This window comes from Microcoleus sp. Pol10D4 (assembly GCF_036701555.1).
Taxonomy (GTDB): Bacteria; Cyanobacteriota; Cyanobacteriia; order Cyanobacteriales; family Microcoleaceae; genus Microcoleus.
On sequence record NZ_JAUBRA010000051.1, the window covers coordinates 14,004 to 31,805 of the forward strand.

Sequence of the window (17,802 nt, forward strand, 5' to 3'; positions counted from 1 at the left end):
ACTTGATGAGGTTTGAAGGTCTGATCGTGGCAGAATTTTTCTCAAATATCAAAGATACATTGAGCAAAGTCACTAACGCAATAAGCGGTAATTCCGATCGAGAACCGCCGAAGCCTGCGAAGGGTAATAAGCTCAACTCGCCGGAATCGGAGGCGGAATTTTCTACACGGACAAGGGATGAGCGATCCGAGTATGTGGTATCAGAAGATGCTGCACCTCTAGAAGAGTCAGAATATTTAGAGTCAGAATATTTAGAGTCGGAATATTTAGAGCCAGAATACGCTCGATATCCAATAGTCAATCGCAATTGGCAAGGATTGAAGCGCTTAATCGCTTGGTTGGAAATTGAACCTCAAGTTACCAGCTTGCAAACCAAGGGAAAAGAATTGTTGCGGCCGGGATTAAGTGTGCTGGGAACTAAATCACCCCAAAAATCGGATAGTAGGGAATTGCGGGAAAATAGCGCATCGCCAAACACCCAACTGCAGATAAATACGGAACTACAGGAAAATAGCGCACCGCAGGAAAATACTAAAAAACGTATCCCCCGCCGCCCTAGATTTTGGATAAGTTTAGGTGTGGCAAGTATAGGCGGGGGCGCTTTAATCTACGGTTTATGGATTTTGTACACATTAGACAAAGGTTTGCCGGATGTTAACGATTTGTCAGCCTTTAACCGCGACGGAACGCTGACAATTAAGGCGGCAGATAATACGATTTTGTTGCAGTCGGGACCTGCAACTAGAGATAAACTGAAACTTAAAGAAATTCCCGAACTGTTGGTTAAAGCTTTTATTGCCATAGAAGACCGCCGTTTTTACCAACATCGCGGGGTGGATTATCAAGGTATTGTGCGATCGATTGTTTCTAATTTGATAGAAAGAGATTTAGTGCAAGGCGGCAGTACAATTACGCAACAATTGGCTCGCGTTGTTTTTCTCAATCAGGAAAGAAGTATTAGGCGGAAAGTCCGGGAAGCTCTTTTAGCTCAGAAAATAGAGCGAGAGTTGAGTAAAGACCAAGTTTTAGAACGGTATTTAAATCTGGTTTATTTGGGTTCGGATGCTTACGGGGTGGCGGATGCGGCTTGGGTTTTCTTTAGCAAAACAGTAGATAAATTAACTTTGGCAGAGATGGCAACTTTGGCGGGTTTGCCACCGGCACCGAGCGAATATTCGCCTTTAGTTAATCCCGATATTGCTAAGAAACGCCGCAATCTGGTGCTGCAACAAATGCAGGAAGCGAAGGTAATTACAGAGGCTGAGGCGAAGCAGGCAATGGCGGAACCTATCGCCGTTAAACCAAGTGCCCCGAAGCGATTTAAAGTAGTCGCGCCTTATTTTGCTAGTTACATTCGGAAGGAATTGCCTCACTATGTTTCTCAGGATGCTTTGGAAGCTGGCGGTTTGACTGTTGAGACGACGGTGGATTTGAAGTGGCAGAAAATAGCGGAACAGGTGGTTAAAGATGCGATCGAAGTTGATGGCCGCCGTCAGGGTTTTGAACAGGCCGCTTTAGTTTCTATGGACACTAAGACTGGGGAAGTTAAAGCCCTGGTAGGAGGGGGAAATTTTAAGGAAAGTGAATTTAATCGCGCTACGCAGGCTTTGCGGCAGCCCGGATCGACGTTTAAAGGGTTGGTTTATGCCGCGGCGATGGCGGCTGGTTTTTCTCCCTATGACGGTTACGAAGATGAACCAATTATTATCGACGGCTATCAACCGAATAATTATGGCAAAAAATTTAGCGGTTGGCGATCGATGTCTGATGCTTTGACGCGTTCGGTGAATGTCGTAGCTGTGAAGGTGTTGATGGATGTGGGGTTTGAACCGACGATAAAATTAGCCCACGATATGGGAATTAAGTCTAAATTGAGTCCGATTTATTCCCTGGCTTTGGGTTCTTCGGAGGTGAATTTGCTGGAGTTAACCAATGCTTACGGTACTTTAGCCGCGCAAGGGAATTTTATTGAAGCCCACGGCATTAAGCGGGTGATTAATCAGCGGGGAGATGTGATTTATCAGGCTAATTTTAAACCGAAGCGGGTTTTGGATAAGGATAGTGCTGCGATTACTACTTGGATGTTGGAGGGTGTTGTGCAAGACGGTACGGGGGGGCCTGCTGCTTTAAACGATCGCGCTGTAGCAGGCAAAACTGGTACTTCGGAAAATGTCAGGGATTTGTGGTTTATTGGTTACATTCCACAGGTGGTGACTGGGGTTTGGCTAGGAAATGATGACAATTATCCCACTTGGGGAACTAGCGGTACGGCGGCGTATAATTGGCGCGATTTTATGAGTCAAGCTGTTAAGGGAATGCCGGTTGAGAAGTTTCCAAAGTTGCCGGAGTTGGAGGGCCGCAAAGGTAGTATTAAGGCCAAACCGGTGGAGCCTAAGAGGATTATTCGGGGGATGATTGTGAATGAGGATGGTGCGATCGTACCTTACAATCCCAATCCTCAACCGAGGTATTACCCACCGCAAGAGCCTGCTTATCAAGAGCCTGCTTATCAAGAACCTGCTTATGAAGAGCCAGCTTATCAAGAACCGGGATATTAAACTATCGGTTTGGAGTAAGGACTTTACTCCTTTTTCAATTGCTTTAGCCTCACCATAAAAAATCCGTCCATTTGATTTCGGTGCGGCCACACTTTCACCCATCCTTCGGGTGATGGCTGTACGGGTAAATCAATTGTTGGCGGTTCGATTTGCCAGTGAGGATTGCTGTCTAAGAACGATCGAATAACTGTTTCATTTTCCAACGGATGAATTGTGCAAGTTGCATAAACTAATACGCCGCCGGGCTTGACAAATGTCGCTGCATTTGCTAGCAATTCCGATTGCAGTTGAGATTGTTGTTGAATATTTTCGGGCGTGTGGCGCCAGCGGGCGTCGGCGCGGCGGTGGAGGGTTCCGAGGCCAGAACAAGGTGCGTCTAGTAAAACTCTGTCTGCGAGGTTAACAAACTCTGGGAAATGGCGGCTGTCTCCGGTATGAATTTTAATTGATTTCATCTGGAGTCTGTCTGCATTTTCTTTAAGTTTTTTGAGTCTGCTGGCGGTTTTGTCGCAGGCATAAATTGTGCCTTCATCCTGCATTAATTCGGCGCTGTGGGTGGTTTTTCCCCCCGGCGCGGCGCAGGCGTCGATGATGGTTTCCCCTGGCTGGGGCCCTAGTAAATGGGTGACTAATTGAGCGCTGCTGTCTTGGATTGTCCACCAACCTTCGCTGTATCCGGGGAGGTTTTGAATTGCGCCGATGCTGCCATTTAGTCTTAATGCTTGTGGCAAGTTGGGGATTCTGCTAGTTGAGATGTTGTGGGATTTGAAGGCAGCTTCGATTTGGGCGATCGAGCTTTTTAAGGGATTGATTCTCAGGTCAATTGTGGGGGATTGGTTGAACCATTCACAGAGTTGTTCGGTTTCGGTTTCGCCTATTTGTTCGATCCACAATTTTACCAGCCATTCGGGGAAGCTGTGCAGAATTCCTAGGCGTTCGACGGTTGATTTATAATTAGTAACTGTTAATGGGTTTAAGTCGTTATCTGTTAAACGGATGTATTGGCGCAACAAACCGTTAACAAAACTGCTGAGTCCTGAAAATCCGTTTTCTTTTGCTAGTTGAACGGTGGTGTTGACGGCGGCGGAGGGGGGAATCTGGTTGAGATATTCGAGTTGATATAAGCCTAAATGTAAGATGGTGCGGAGTTCGGGCGGTTGTTGGGAGGATTTCTTTGTTGCTAGTTTGTCGATGATAAAGTCGATCGATCGCATTCTCCTGACGCTACCGTAAACTAATTCTGTGACTAAACGCCGATCAAGGTCGTTGAGTTGAGAATTGCTGAAAGCGCGATCGAGTGCGGCATCTGCGAATGCACCGCGGCGGTGGACTTCGCGGAGTGCGAGAAAGGCTATTTGGCGGGGATTTTGCATAACATATTACATAAAAGGACTTACACAATGTTAAGTGTATAGTGTAAATTGCTGCTTATCTAAATTATTGCAAGTTTAGTTGTCAGCTTGTTCTGGTTTTGTTGACACCAATGGTTCTAATAAATTGCGTTCTTCGATCGCAAGTTCTAGCAAAACTCGTCTGTCGCCCTTGGTTTCCTTATAGCGGACAGCGGCATTCAGCAGGCGGATGGGAATTTGGAATTCGTCGTACTTGCTGGTTAGTTCTTGCCACAATTCTAACCAAGTGCGTGCGGCTTTGTCGCTTACCATTTCTGACATTAGCGCGGGGATATTTCGCACAATTCCTTGTCCTAATATTGAGATGACATCGTGTTTTTTGTAAACTGCAATTATGCTGGTGATGCGAGTTTGAGATATCGCTAGATCGTGCGTGTTGATGAACAGGTTGCGGATAATTAAATCGGCATCTTCTGCCTCAGCTTCGTCGTCTAATTCAAAGCGTTGGAATGCGTCGTCTAAGGCGGCGATACCTTCATCCCAGCGATTCAATCCGAGAATGGCAATGGCACGGTTGAAGAAGACAGATGAAGATTGATCACCAAGTTCGATCGCTCGATCAAAGGATGCTAAAGCTTCATCATAGCGTTTGAGGTTGTTGAGTACATCGCCTCGAAGTGTCCAAGCCGACTGATAATTGGCATCTAGTTCGAGCGCCCGATCGTAAGATGATAAGGCTTTTTCATAGCGTTCAAGGTTGCTGAGTACATCGCCTCGAACTGTCCAAGCCAACTGAAGATGGGCATCTAGTTCGATCGCGCGATCGTAAGATACTAAGGCTTCATCATAGCGTTTGAGGTTGTTGAGTACACCGCCTCGATTAACCCAAACCCATCGATAATTGGGATCTAGTTCGATCGCGCGATCGTAAGATACTAAGGCTTCATCGTAGCGTTCGAGGTTGCTGAGTACATCGCCTCGATTAGCCCAAGCCCAATGATCATTGGCATCTAGTTCGAGCGCTTTATCGTAGGATACTAAGGCTTCTTCGTAGCGTTTGAGATTGTTGAGTACATAGCCTCGCCACCTCCAAGCCCACTGATAATTGTCATCAAGTTCGATCACCCGATCAAAGGATGCTAAGGCTTCATCATAGCGTTTGAGGTTGTTGAGTACACCGCCTCGATTAGCCCAAGCCCGCTGATAATTGGCATCAAGTTCGATCGCCAGATCGTAAGATTCTAAGGCTTCTTCATAGCGTTTGAGGTTGTAGAGCACATCGCCTCGTAAAGCCCAAGCCGACTGATAATTGGCATCTAGTTCGATCGCCCGATCAAAGGATGCTAAGGCTTCTTCATAACGTTTGAGTGTGTCGAGTAAAAGACCTCGAAGAAACCAAACCCCCTGATTATTGGCATCAAATTCGATCGCCCGATCGTAAGATACTAAGGCTTTTTTATAGTGTTTGAGGTTGTTAAGTAGATAACCTCGCTTAGCCCAATGCCACGGATCATACTCGTCAAGTTCGAGCGCCCGATCTAAGGATGCTAATGCTTCATCGTAGCGTTTAAGACTGTCGAGTACATCGCCTCGATTCGCCCAAGCCCTCGCATAATTGGAGTCACTTTCAATAGCCTTATCTAAACATTCCAAAGCTTCATCGTAGCGTTTAAGCCTATTTAAGCAGCGTCCCTTTTCTACCCAATCCCTTGCCGCGCCGCGACTTGTTACCAATTTTTCCGCATATTCTAAAGCCGAAACATAGTCTTTCTGTTCAATACAATATTCAATTTCATCAACATAAGCCTTCAGACGCGGGTCTTCCTCATTTCTCTCAATAGCCTCAAGCGCCCGCGTATAATATTCTCGTTCCATGACAGCATCAGGTGGAATTGGTTTCAAACCTTGCCGATACATAAAATGACCTTCTTTCTCCGCCAAATCAACATCCGTCATCCTCAATCCCAATCGCTGCTGCAATTCTTGCCGCGTATACCAAACCCGAATAAAATCCACAATTAATCGAATCGGTTTATTTCGCTGCTTCTTTACCTCCAGACAAAAACGCATCAATGGTTCCCGCAATTCATACCAAGACTCCCGTCCTATTTCCTCAGTTTTGACATAACCCTTATCTCGCAAATCTTTAAGTTGGCTAGATACAGTTCGCTGCTCGATAAAACAGCGTTTAGCAATTTCTTTGACTGGTGCGGCACCACCTCGATCGCACAAAAAGTCAACAATTTTTCGCTGCTGATTTGATAGATATTTCATCCGATCCTGATAGTATGGCGTGAGGCTATCCAGCATTTCCATGAACGGTTCTACCAATTTATCGAGCGATTCAGGAGTCATCAGAAAAGCCGAAAAAACAATATAGACGCGAGGACTGCCACCCGAAAGGTAATGCACAACTTTAATGCGATCGCGCCCTGTTGGACTTTGAATAAAAGATGCTAAATCACTATTCCCTTCTAACTTGGCAATATGATTTAATAAAGCTACAGCATCATCAAGCTTAAACTCATCTAATTCATGTAAATCAAAAAAATCATAAAAAGGATTATGAGAAAGCTTGACTCCATCAAACAAACTTTGTGAGGTTGCCAAAATTGTCAAAAATGAATGATTTTGAATATACGCCCTCAACTGCTTCTGCCCGAAATCCCCCAAGCCGCTAAACACGTCCTCTAAATTTTCGACAATCAACAACAGCACCCGCTTGCCAACAAAGTCTCTCAGCAATTCTGCCGCCTTAAATTCAGCTTGCTCCGGCGACAAATCATAAAGCTTTTCAACATCATCATGTAACTCAGCTTCATATTCTACCTCATATTCTTTAGCAATTGCCCGGAATATTCCCCGCAATAAATCCAAAAAAGACGCAATCCCCCATTCTTCTTCCTGCAGCCACGCAATTAGCAATTTATCTCGCAAATCTTCCATATTGTATACGCGGTGATAAATCAGGGAAACCAAGTGCGTTTTGCCAATGCCGCGCGGCCCTATTAGTAGTTGAAAATGCTTGTTATCTGTTAGGGCGCTCACCCGAATTAGCTCTACTAAACGTTCTGCTAATCCGTGACGCTGTACTAAGATAGCTTCCAGGGTTTCTGGTGACATCAAGCTCGGAGTAAATCGAGAGATAAATGTATTTTTCATAATATCTATTGGGTTTAACTGGTTCCCCGGCTGTGCCTGGGAACCGATATCTAGAGGCTCTGCCTCGTCGGTTGCGGAGGAAAACATGAGGCAGAGCCTCCGGAGCAGCGTCCCCAGGCAGAGCCCGGAAGGAGAAAATGCTTGTTAGATAAGGCTTTTAGACTTTATACCTCTAATTTACCATAGGTTTAAAAAAAATACGTTAATTTTGTTGTATGTTTAAAAAAAATACGTTAAGTTTTTTCTACAAAGCTGTGCTAGACTTCCTGAAGAAGCAAACAAGCGCCCCTAGCTGTTACTAGAGACGCTTTCGATCGCTTATCAGTTTTTGGGAGCCACTGGCTGCAACCAGTAGCACTCTGATGTTGTTTATGGTCTATATAGACCGAGGATTTCTCATGACTAATTATAACAGCGAACAGCTCAATCTGTTCACCCAGCCGATCGCAGTTTCGGTGGAAATGGGCTGCACTGTTGAACGTGCCACCGAATTAGTACAATGCTCAAAAAGCTCAATCTACGATCGGCTAAGGAAAAATAAACCGTATCTGCGGCAGGTTCCCACAGGTACGTGGCAAATTTACTCTACAGGCAAAAAAGATGGCTCAATTCTTGTGAATGTTGCCTTCATTTATTCTCCAACAGATAAGAATTGGAGACTTGCTTGAGATCAAATCTCAAGGCTGCGTTAGTCCAAAGCTTAACGCAGCCTTCTGCCTCTTCGGTTGCTGAGGAAAACAGCAAGCAGAGCCTCCAAATCTGCGTCCCCAGGCAGAGCCTGGGAACAAGAAAAAATCTGAAAAATATTCCTTAAGATTTGTTACAATACACAAAACTTCATACTTTCCCCAACACTGGATGACCTTTTTCAACGCCTCCGAACCCCTAATCCGCTGCAAACAGGAACATCTCGACGTACAAGACCGCGAAGGCCTGTTGCAACTCCGCTGGCAAATTGGAAATATTACTCTTTTCTCAGGATTTTATACCCGCATCGACCAAACTTTTCTGCTTTGGGGTTTGGTGACAGGGGGGATTTTTTTCACCGCTCAGTTTTTTCCCATCAGTTGGAGCTTTCAGGCGATTCTGTGGTCAAGTTTGACTTTAGTTGGCACAGCGGGAATGGCTGTTTTGACTTTGTTTTGGGTAAGAGTCGAGCGAGTTAGCTGGATTCTTTACTCTTGGGCGATTTTGATGATAACTGGTTTGGTTCTAACGGATTGCAGTATTTTTGCCGGTTGGGGAGGTTTGTTACTGCACCTTTGCGATTTGTGGTTGGGATTGAGCGCGATCGGCTATTTGTTGACGGGATTAGGTTTGCGATCGCGCACTTTTCTCCTGATTGGACTAACTCATTTATTTAGCATACCTTTATTAACATTTGTTGCACCTTGGCAATATCTAACCACAGGAATAATTATGGCTGGTTGTTTGTTGTTATTGTCCGAATTACAGTGGGATATGCGATCGCCGATCGACAATAGTTTGCTAAGCGCAGAACAGAAAGAATTTAACAAAATTCAACAGCAACTGCGACAGAGTGGCGCGATGGTATCCAAATAAATCACAAATGTAAAGAATTCTGTAGCACTGCTGACACTTTCCACAAATCGTACACAATAGTAAAGATACAGCATCAATAAAAAACAAACTTTAACCAGAACAGGTGTTTTGCTGTTTTACCTGTGAATCGCCAACTTTAGGGGAACGGTGTCCGGGAGGCGACTGGCTAACAATGCTGTACTTGCAACCATAAAAGTTAATTCCGGTTGAGAGTAGTTGTTAAAACAAAAAAAGTGGTGCAGGGTTTTTACCGTTTCCCCTGCTTCGCAGTCTCTGAGGAGAGGCTAAACCCTCTACTAGAACAGCCCGACGAGATTGACACAGGTTTTGACAGTTCCTCAGACCGATTTTTAAGTTCAGTGTTTAAGAAAATTGAGGAAATGCTCGCTTAGGAGCATTGCAGGACTTAGGATTAAATAAGTCCTGCTTTAGTTTGGGAAATTTAAGTTCTGTTTTACTCTGATGTGCGTTTTCGCAATATTTCCCTTACTTCCATTAAAATCTGGCCCAACATATTTTTGCCGGTGCCATCTTTACCACAACCCCAATAGTAATCAACAGGGGAATTTTCGACTATTTCCTCATCCGCAGTAGCGAGTAAAATTTCTCTAATTTCGGCATGAGTTTCAAATTTGCGGAGTACGGCTTTTCGCATGATATCATCTTTTACTTTTTCCCAATCTTTGCGGAGGGGACGAGAGCGATCACGTCCCATTTTTGCGGCATCTTTCGGTGTTTTTGCTTGGCGAATTTGGTCACAATGAGCCGTTTTGGGAAACTTTTGTGCTTGAAAATAATGCTCGGTAGTTGGCCAATATTCTCCGTCTAACTCGAATCCATGACTGGAAAAATTAGAAAAACAGCCGTATTCGCTGCCAGTGGTGTAGAAGTAGATAGCCATAAAGTCTGCGATTTCAATTTCGTTAAGAATCTTGGTCGATCGTCATTTTTACCTCTGTTGATTCTCCACTACCTTCAACCGCAAATCAATAGTTTCAATATGGGAACCGATGTAAGACAGCAGGGCGTAGATGAATACTATCACCCCTACCATTTCCATAATTTCCTCAACAGAAGTCATCAAACCGTAGATCAAGTTTCGCTGACCTACCGCATCTGCATAATAGCCAGTAACCATTTCCATGCCAAGTGCTCCACCGACATATATACTGCCTGCCAGTAAAAAACAATCCCTTGTTTTCCGGGGTAGGTGCAGGAGAAACTTGAGATAAGCCAGCGCAGTAACCCCAACAAAAATCGCCCCCGGAATTACCCAAATGAAGTAAAAAATTCCCCCTAAATCCAGTGCTTTTCGCAAGTCGTTAATAATTAATATTTCGTGCAAACTCAAAATTTCATCTAAAGAAAAAAATACAAACATCAACGCCAGCGCTTTCCAGTGCCCAAAATACCGATCGCCCTGCTTCTTCTTAGCACTAGCAATAATACCTAGCAAAATAGCGCAAAACAGCAAAGTAAATGACGAGTACCACGAAGGATAATTTATTTCTTGGTCTAAATTAAACAAACTAATCCAGCGTTCTTTATAGTTAAAACCGTAGCGCAGAACTTGTACGATGCAACCAGCAACAGCAAAGAAGAGCACCCAAATGCTGAGAGAGAAAGCAACTCTCTTCGGCGAAACAGAAATAAGGAATTTCATCAAGTTTTTGATAAACTAGAACAAGCAAAATCAAACTATAAAGTAAAAAGTTAAAAATGGCAATAGCGGCGCAATCCGCCACCTTGGATTTTTATTTAGAAAAAATTACCAATCACTGACAATGCACCTTCAAATTGAAACTGTCACTGTCCGCAAGCGGTTTGCCCTTACCATCAGCCGCGGTACAACAGCCCAAAGTACGAATTTATGGGTAAAATTAGCACACGAAGGAATCGAAGGTTGGGGAGAAGCATCGCCCTTTTCCACAGGTTCTCGGTCCCAAACTACCGAAATGCTGCTAGCTGCATTGCAGAAAGTTGCACCGCTACTAGAAAAGTTTACTCCGTTCGATCGCCAAAAAATCGAACAAGTATTAACAGAGGTCAACTTACCCTCAGCCGCCCGTGCTGGCATAGACATGGCAATGCACGACTGGCTGGGCAAAAAAGCAGGCTTGCCGCTGTGGAAAATGTGGGGATTAGATCGATCGCGCATCGTCCCCACCTCCGTCACAATCGGCATTAATTCGCCGTCTGGTGCAAGAGAAAGAGTGCGCGATTGGTTTGGTAAAGATGCGACAGATCCAGCAAGCATCAAATACCGCGCCGTTAAGGTTAAATTAGGAAATCCCACAGGAATCGAAGCAGACAAAGCTATGTTAATAGCAGTGCTAGAGGAAGCGCCAGCTAACCTTAAAATCAGTGTAGATGCTAACGGCGGTTGGAGTTTAAAAGATGCAGCAGAGATGTGTCACTGGCTGGAAAAATACCAGATAAAATATGTAGAACAGCCGCTTTCACCCGTCGCGGATATGGATGAATTCTCAGAACTGTACCGTAAATCGCCTTTGCCAATTTTTGCTGATGAAAGTTGCTTTAATAGTTCCGATATACCCAAATTAGCGCACTGCGTCCACGGCATCAATATCAAAATGATGAAGTCAGGGGGATTAACTGAAGCAATGCGGATGATTCACACAGCAAAAGCCTGCAATTTGCAAGTAATGTTCGGCTGCTATTCAGATAGCGCGATCGCAAATACAGCAGCAGCACAACTTTCACCGCTAGCTGACTATTTGGATTTGGACAGTCACTTAAATTTATTAGACGATCCTTTCACCGGTGCGATCGTCGAAAATGGGTGTTTGCTGCCAAACGGGCGATCGGGATTGGGAGTGCGACGAATTGAGATTGTAGAATAGAAGTATCGCTCAAAACAAATCTGGAGATACTATGATGCCAGTGGAATCAATAGGAGAGCAAATTAATAGAGAAGCCAAGCTTTTCTTTGAAGAACACAAGCCGCCGACTGATTTAATTTTTGATGATGGTGCAGAAATGGAAAGCAACCGCCACCGTATAGCGATGACCGTTTTAATCCGTTCCTTAGAACAAGGTTTAGCTAACCGGAACGATTTTTTTGTCGGTGGCAATATGTTTATTTATTACAGCGCTAAACAGATTCGCAATCAGGATTTCCGAGGCCCGGATTTTTTCGCTGTGTTGGGTGTTGACAGCAATACTTCCCGACAAGGCTGGGTAGTTTGGGAAGAAAACGGACGTTACCCGGATGTCATTGTGGAACTGCTGTCGCCGTCAACGGCAAATCAGGATACAGGCAAAAAAAAGGATATTTACGAGCAGGTTTTTAGAACTCCTGATTACTTTGTTTTCGATCCTTTCGAGCCGAATTCTTTGCAAGGATGGCGTTTAGATGCCACCCTACGTTATCAGCCGTTAGTGCCCAACGAGCGGGGTTGGTTGTGGTGCGAAACGTTAGGTTTTTGGTTGGGTACTTGGGAAGGAATTGTCGATCGAGAAACAGCGACGTGGGTGCGTTTTTTCGATGAATCTGGCAATTTAGTTTTGTTGCCGGAGGAAGCCGCTCAACAACAAGCCGAAGCCGCTCAACAACAAGCCGAAGCCGCTCAACAGCAAGCCGAAGCCGCTCAACAACAAGTGGAACAGGAACGCCAGCGAGCCTCGCGACTAGAGGCCAGATTGCGAGAATTGGGAGAAGATCCGAATGATCTTACCCTGAACCCAAATCACAGCTAACACCCAATCGATTTTAGATTTTAGATTTTAGATTGAAGCTCAAATCTAAAATCCCCGTATCAAAAGTAAATCAATGACTAAAAACTATCCGATCAAAAATGGTAAAGTTGCAATCCTGCTGCACGAGGGAATTATCGGGTCTTCCGGGAAAACAGGTTTAGCATTTTTGCGCTACAGCGAAGCACAAATTGTAGCAGTAATAGACCGCCAATGTGCAGGACAATCTTTACCTGAATTAACGGGCATTCCTCAACAAGTACCGATAGTTGCTTCCGTTGCAGAAGCACTGCAATTTGCGCCGGATATTCTGCTAATTGGTATCGCTCCTTCCGGCGGTGTTTTGCCTGCGGAATGGCTGCCAGAAATTAATCAAGCGGTAGCAGCAGGTTTGTCAGTTGTCAACGGTTTGCACGCGAAACTTGCACCTTTGGTAACAGTTCCGTTAACCGAAAATCAATGGATTTGGGACGTGCGTCAGGAACCGAAATCTGTCGGTGCGATCGCCTCTGCAGCCGCCGCTAAATTAAGCTGTCGCCGCGTGTTAACCGTCGGCACAGATATGAGCGTTGGCAAAATGTCAACCAGTTTAGAACTCAATCGCATTTGCTTACAGCGGGGTTTGCGTTCCAAATTTTTAGCAACGGGACAAACGGGTTTAATGATCGGAAATGAAGGCATTCCTTTGGATGCAGTGCGAGTTGATTTCGCCGCTGGTGCTGTCGAACAAATGGCGATAAAATTGGGTTCTGAATGCGATATTCTGCACGTAGAAGGGCAAGGTTCGCTATTGCATCCGGGCTCGACGGCGACTCTGCCTCTGTTGCGGGGTTCGCAGCCAACTCACTTAATTTTAGCCCACCGAGCCGGACAAACTAGCATTCGCAATCACCCCCACGTATCGATTCCTAAGTTATCAAAAGTGGTCGAATTGTACGAAATGTTAGCTGCTGCTGCGGGTGCTTTTGCAGGGGGAAAAGTGAGCGCGATCGCCCTCAACACTCATCATTTAAATGAGGCAGAAGCGCTGTTAGCAATAGCTGAAGTTCAAGCAGAGACGGGATTGCCTTGTACCGATCCGGTAAGGTTTGGCGCGGAGGTTTTGTGGGAGGCGATCGACAGTTGATATGCTAGAATACATACCAACTAATAAATAATTAGATAAAACTATGACACAAAGCATTCAAGCAAAAACACTGACCCTGCACAATGTCAAAACAAAATTTAACTTCCAACTTTGTGAAGACGAGCAATTCTTCCGGGAGTGGATTGACGATTTACCAGAAATTACTGATGAAGAAAAGCGATATCTAGACAAAGTAAAGGCTGGCTATACTAACAGTGCCGACCACTCCATGATAGAAGATACCGTGAAAATGGTGGTACTTGCTCCATTGCTCTTTTTAGCAGATTTATACCTGAATCCCTTTCATATAGAAGCCGAAAAATCGGTGGAACTGGTCACACTTGATGAAGGTATACTTGTCAGAGGAAGTATTGATGTTCTGCTTTTAATTGAATCTTTTTGGGTTGTTGCGATCGAAGCGAAGCGAGCACAATATTCCGTTGAAGCTGGGCTTCCTCAGTTACTATTTTATATGCTGAATGACCCTAGCCCAGAACCAGTAACATTTGGGCTTCTGACAAATGGTAGCAGCTTTCGATTTATCAAAATGACCAAACGAGACACACCGCAGTATGCCGTCTCTAAACTTTTCGATATTGCGAATCCCGGAAATGAACTTTACGAAGTTTTTCGCATTTTGAAGCGGCTAGCTGGTATAATTTCCAGTGACAACAGTTATACTTAAATACACTATCTGGAACTCGAATCTGAAAATAAGAATAAATTTACTAAAGCTCATTTTATGGAATCATAATGAATGAAAGTTTTTTTTCGTTGCCGTCTGAATGCGCCATCCGCCCAGCCTCAGCTCAAGACATCAAATCAATTAGAAAGTTAGTTTGGAGCGCCAAACTCGATCCAACTCAGTTGCGCTGGGAGCAATTCTGGGTCATCGAATGCGAGGGGAAATTGGCAGCTTGCGGACAGTTGCGGAACTTTGCGGGCGCGCAAGAATTGGGCAGTTTGGTGGTGGCAAAAGAGTGGCGCGATCGAGGTTTGGGAAGCTACCTCACAAAATATTTAATTCAACAAGCTACAGAACCGCTATATTTAGAATGCTTGGGAAAGCGACTCGCATCATTTTATACTCGCTTTGGCTTCGTAGAAGTTTCCGTACAAGAATTGCCGCAGTCGCTTAAATTCAAGTTCGGTTTGTCTCAATTAGCTAAAACTTTATTCAAAATTCCTGTAACAATTATGCAGTATCAAGCAGGTTGTCTATAATTATGACTTTTATGAATTTAAGATTCTGAATTTATGAATGGATTTTAAGTTCGACCTGTTCCATAATTGCGATTACAGGGTGCGATCGACCTGCATCGATCAAAAACTCCTACCGCCTCCTGATATGTGCGTCATTCTCGATCGCCTATTTTCTATGCCTAAATAGGTAGGTACAAATCAATATCGCATGGGGAGGGTGGGTGAGTTGCCAAGTTTACTTGCTTATATCATAGATCCGCTTACGAGCCCCTAATGGCGCACAGGGTGTCAGAAACGGGGTTTTTAGGGGTTTGGTGCGTAAGTTACGGACTAGATATTTATGGATATTCCGGATTGGGCGATCGAGAGTGCGTAAGTTCATAATTCACTGTTTGCGGTAGTCCACTTGGCTAAATTGGCACAGCTACCAGCCTGATAGGTAGGCAGAAACCTTTGCAAAATCGTTGTTTGCAGGTTTGCAAGTGTCCTGTGCCAGTACCAGACTCCGAAAGTGGACTGGCGATCGCCCCAAAGATATTCGACTCCTGGCAAATTAGTAAGTGTAAAGCAAGTGAGTCACAACCCAATCAAAACATAACACCCAAAAATAAAACATCTTCACAGCAGTAGTAATGCGGAATCAGCCAATCTCTAATGTAGCTAACAACATCTACCCTTAAGGTAAATCCCACCAACTGCTCAACCACTAAATCCTTAATTCAATACCTCGGAATTACTGGATTTAGACTCCCCGCAACCGCTTCGCAAATCCCCTCAACATTTCAAAAATTCTTTGTCTTTTATCCTGATAAAACCACGGAAGGCAAGAACAATGAAATATCAAGGCAATCAATCAATCTCAACCGAGGAAATGCAGCCTCTCAAATAGCATAAATAGACAATTACACATCCCCATATATTTTAACACCACAGGAGTAAATATCATGTTCAACGTAGTAAAAGCTTTCGGCTCGATTTTCTCTACCCAAGGATACAGCGCAGCTAACAATATGCTCATCAAAAATTACATCAACACCAATTTTAACTACTTCAACGAAGAAGCAGTCGTCGATGAATCGATTTACCCGAATCAAACAGGTCGCGTCCGCTTCCAAGGTAGCTGGTGGCCCGCACGGTGCGATCGCCAAATCACTCTCACACCGGGAGACACGGTTTATGTCATCGGCGTTGACAACATCACTCTGTTAGTTTCCCTCGCTCCGGCAGACTAAATCACAACTCGCTCCAAACTGCCTAACTTTTCACAACCATATCTGATTTCGGCAGGGTTTATGCAAATAAACCCTGCCTTTTATATGCTTAAATAAGTTGAGACACATACTAACCATATTTAAACCAGTGAACTTTCAATCAGTCATTGCCACCTTAAACAAATTCTGGAGCGATCGAGGATGCCTGATCGCCCAATCCTACGACACAGAAAAAGGTGCAGGAACCATGAATCCCCACACCTTTCTCAGAGCAATCGGCCCCGAACCTTGGTCTGTCGCCTACATCGAACCCTGTCGCCGCCCCACCGACGGACGCTACGGCGAAAATCCCAACCGCTTCCAACATTACTATCAATATCAAGTTTTAATTAAACCCTCTCCTCCCAACATCCAAGACATCTATTTAGACTCCCTCAGAGCATTAGGAATTCGCCCAGAAGACCACGACATTCGCTTCGTAGAAGACAACTGGGAATCGCCCACCCTCGGAGCTTGGGGCGTCGGCTGGGAAGTCTGGCTCGACGGCATGGAAATCACCCAATTTACCTATTTTCAACAGTGCGGTAGCATTGACTGTCGCCCCGTTTCCATTGAAATTACCTACGGACTAGAACGCCTTGCAATGTATCTCCAAGAAGTCGATGCCATGACGAAAATTCAGTGGAAAGATGGCATAACTTACGGCGACGTTCACCTGCAAGGAGAAATAGAACAGTGTACTTATAACTTTGAAGCTTCTAATCCAGAATTGCTGTTTACTCTATTTGGATTGTACGAGCAAGAAGCTGAACAATTGACAAAAAAAGGATTGGTTTTGCCTAGTCTTGATTATGTGTTAAAATGTTCTCACACTTTCAATTTACTCGACGCTAGAGGTGTGATTTCGGTAACGGAAAGAACTCGGTATATCACCAAAATTCGCAACTTGGCGCGGCGAGTTGCCCAGCTTTATTTGGAACAGCGCGAAAAACTGGGTTTTCCTTTAGAAAAAGCTGTAAAAGTTTGAGTTTGAGTTGGATTGTGGGGCGGGCATCTTGCCTGCCTTAATAACGGGCAAGATGCCCGTTCCACAAAGGTCATGTTTTTAATGAATTAAATGCCTAATTATTCGGAAAATAATACAGAAACAAATCTTCAACTGCGGATTGACGGTGTAAGCTTGAAAACACCGATCGCCTCAAGCTACTTATTGGAAAATATATCGTTTCAGGTAGACAAGGGATCTCGCGTGGCAATTGTTGGCCCTTCAGGTGCCGGCAAAACAACCCTGTTGCGACTGCTAAATCGGCTCAGCAGTCCCACCAGCGGCTCGATTTATCTGGAAAATACAGAATATCGCCAAATACCTGCGATCGAACTCCGCAAACAAATCACCCTCATCCTGCAAGAATCCAAGCTTTTGGGAATGTCGGTGCGGGAAGCATTGGCTTATCCTTTAAAGCTGCGGGGGGTGGCTGCATCAAACATTGCTGAGAGAATTAACGGCGCGATCGAACAACTGCATATACCCCAAGAATGGCTCAATCGCAGCGAATTGCAGCTTTCCACAGGCCAAAAACAGCTCGTGGCGATCGCCCGCGGCATCATCCTACAACCAAAAATCTTGCTTTTAGACGAGCCAACATCCGCCCTAGACGCAGGAAAAGCCGCCCACCTTTTGCAAGTATTGACACAGCTAACAAACGGCCAAACCACAATTGTCATGGTAAACCATCAATTAGAATTAGCCGAGCAATTTAGCACGCGAATTCTGCATTTACAGCGCGGAAAGCTCATCGAAGATTTGCCCTCTCATCAAATAAATTGGGTGCAACTGCGACAAAATTTAATCCAAGCAGAAGCAGAAGCCCAACAAGAATGGTAAATAAGCTAAAAAACATTTAGTTGGC

At 44.6% G+C, this 17,802-nt stretch carries 15 protein-coding genes; 11 read left to right on the top strand and 4 right to left on the bottom strand.

Annotated elements, in window-relative coordinates; genetic code table 11:
• Window positions 1-5: 5 nt before the first annotated feature.
• Entirely contained in the window at window positions 6-2,558 is a 2,553-nt protein-coding gene (locus QUA36_RS22150) for a penicillin-binding protein 1A (protein ID WP_333459128.1), read from the top strand.
• A 23-nt stretch (window positions 2,559-2,581) separates the two neighbouring features.
• Here QUA36_RS22150 and QUA36_RS22155 read toward each other — a convergent pair whose 3' ends face one another.
• Entirely contained in the window at window positions 2,582-3,931 is a 1,350-nt protein-coding gene (locus QUA36_RS22155) for a 16S rRNA (cytosine(967)-C(5))-methyltransferase (protein ID WP_333459129.1), read from the bottom strand.
• 75 nt (window positions 3,932-4,006) lie between these two features.
• Window positions 4,007-7,159 carry a tetratricopeptide repeat protein gene (locus QUA36_RS22160; protein WP_333459130.1) on the bottom strand — a complete coding sequence of 1,051 codons (3,153 nt, stop codon included), beginning with the start codon at window positions 7,157-7,159 and terminating at the stop codon, window positions 4,007-4,009.
• Between the two features lie 311 nt (window positions 7,160-7,470).
• Here QUA36_RS22160 and QUA36_RS22165 point away from each other — a divergent pair, with 311 nt between their 5' ends.
• Window positions 7,471-7,740: a hypothetical protein gene (locus QUA36_RS22165; protein WP_333459131.1), complete on the top strand. Its 270-nt coding sequence runs from the start codon at window positions 7,471-7,473 to the stop codon at window positions 7,738-7,740.
• A gap of 190 nt (window positions 7,741-7,930) precedes the next feature.
• Window positions 7,931-8,635 carry a hypothetical protein gene (locus QUA36_RS22170; RefSeq protein ID WP_333459132.1) on the top strand — a complete coding sequence of 235 codons (705 nt, stop codon included), beginning with the start codon at window positions 7,931-7,933 and terminating at the stop codon, window positions 8,633-8,635.
• A 454-nt stretch (window positions 8,636-9,089) separates the two neighbouring features.
• Here QUA36_RS22170 and QUA36_RS22175 read toward each other — a convergent pair whose 3' ends face one another.
• Window positions 9,090-9,536 (bottom strand): NADAR family protein, encoded by a 447-nt coding sequence (locus QUA36_RS22175; RefSeq protein ID WP_333454602.1) that lies wholly within the window; start codon window positions 9,534-9,536, stop codon window positions 9,090-9,092.
• Window positions 9,537-9,584: 48 nt separating this feature from the next.
• Window positions 9,585-10,298, bottom strand: a complete 714-nt coding sequence (locus QUA36_RS22180) for a hypothetical protein (protein ID WP_333459133.1) — start codon at window positions 10,296-10,298, stop codon at window positions 9,585-9,587.
• A 121-nt stretch (window positions 10,299-10,419) separates the two neighbouring features.
• Between QUA36_RS22180 and QUA36_RS22185 the strand changes: the two genes are divergently transcribed.
• The 8 genes from QUA36_RS22185 to QUA36_RS22220 all read left to right on the top strand — a co-directional run bounded on the left by QUA36_RS22185 (window position 10,420) and on the right by QUA36_RS22220 (window position 17,777).
• The gene (locus tag QUA36_RS22185) at window positions 10,420-11,499 is read left to right on the top strand and encodes a dipeptide epimerase (protein ID WP_333459134.1); all 1,080 of its coding nucleotides are present in this window, start codon (window positions 10,420-10,422) and stop codon (window positions 11,497-11,499) included.
• A gap of 31 nt (window positions 11,500-11,530) precedes the next feature.
• Entirely contained in the window at window positions 11,531-12,355 is an 825-nt protein-coding gene (locus QUA36_RS22190; protein ID WP_445301449.1) for a Uma2 family endonuclease, read from the top strand.
• Window positions 12,356-12,428: 73 nt separating this feature from the next.
• On the top strand, window positions 12,429-13,478 hold the full coding sequence (locus tag QUA36_RS22195) for a DUF1611 domain-containing protein (RefSeq protein ID WP_333459135.1): 1,050 nt from the start codon (window positions 12,429-12,431) through the stop codon (window positions 13,476-13,478).
• Window positions 13,479-13,521: 43 nt separating this feature from the next.
• Complete coding sequence (locus tag QUA36_RS22200) at window positions 13,522-14,163, top strand: type I restriction endonuclease (RefSeq protein WP_333459136.1); 642 nt, start codon at window positions 13,522-13,524, stop codon at window positions 14,161-14,163.
• 68 nt (window positions 14,164-14,231) lie between these two features.
• Complete coding sequence (locus QUA36_RS22205) at window positions 14,232-14,702, top strand: GNAT family N-acetyltransferase (protein WP_333459137.1); 471 nt, start codon at window positions 14,232-14,234, stop codon at window positions 14,700-14,702.
• Window positions 14,703-15,625: 923 nt separating this feature from the next.
• Window positions 15,626-15,913: an NfeD family protein gene (locus tag QUA36_RS22210; protein WP_333121703.1), complete on the top strand. Its 288-nt coding sequence runs from the start codon at window positions 15,626-15,628 to the stop codon at window positions 15,911-15,913.
• A 127-nt stretch (window positions 15,914-16,040) separates the two neighbouring features.
• Window positions 16,041-16,919: a glycine--tRNA ligase subunit alpha gene (gene glyQ / locus QUA36_RS22215; protein WP_242720870.1), complete on the top strand. Its 879-nt coding sequence runs from the start codon at window positions 16,041-16,043 to the stop codon at window positions 16,917-16,919.
• A 90-nt stretch (window positions 16,920-17,009) separates the two neighbouring features.
• Window positions 17,010-17,777 (top strand): ATP-binding cassette domain-containing protein, encoded by a 768-nt coding sequence (locus QUA36_RS22220; protein WP_333459138.1) that lies wholly within the window; start codon window positions 17,010-17,012, stop codon window positions 17,775-17,777.
• Window positions 17,778-17,802 lie beyond the last annotated feature (25 nt).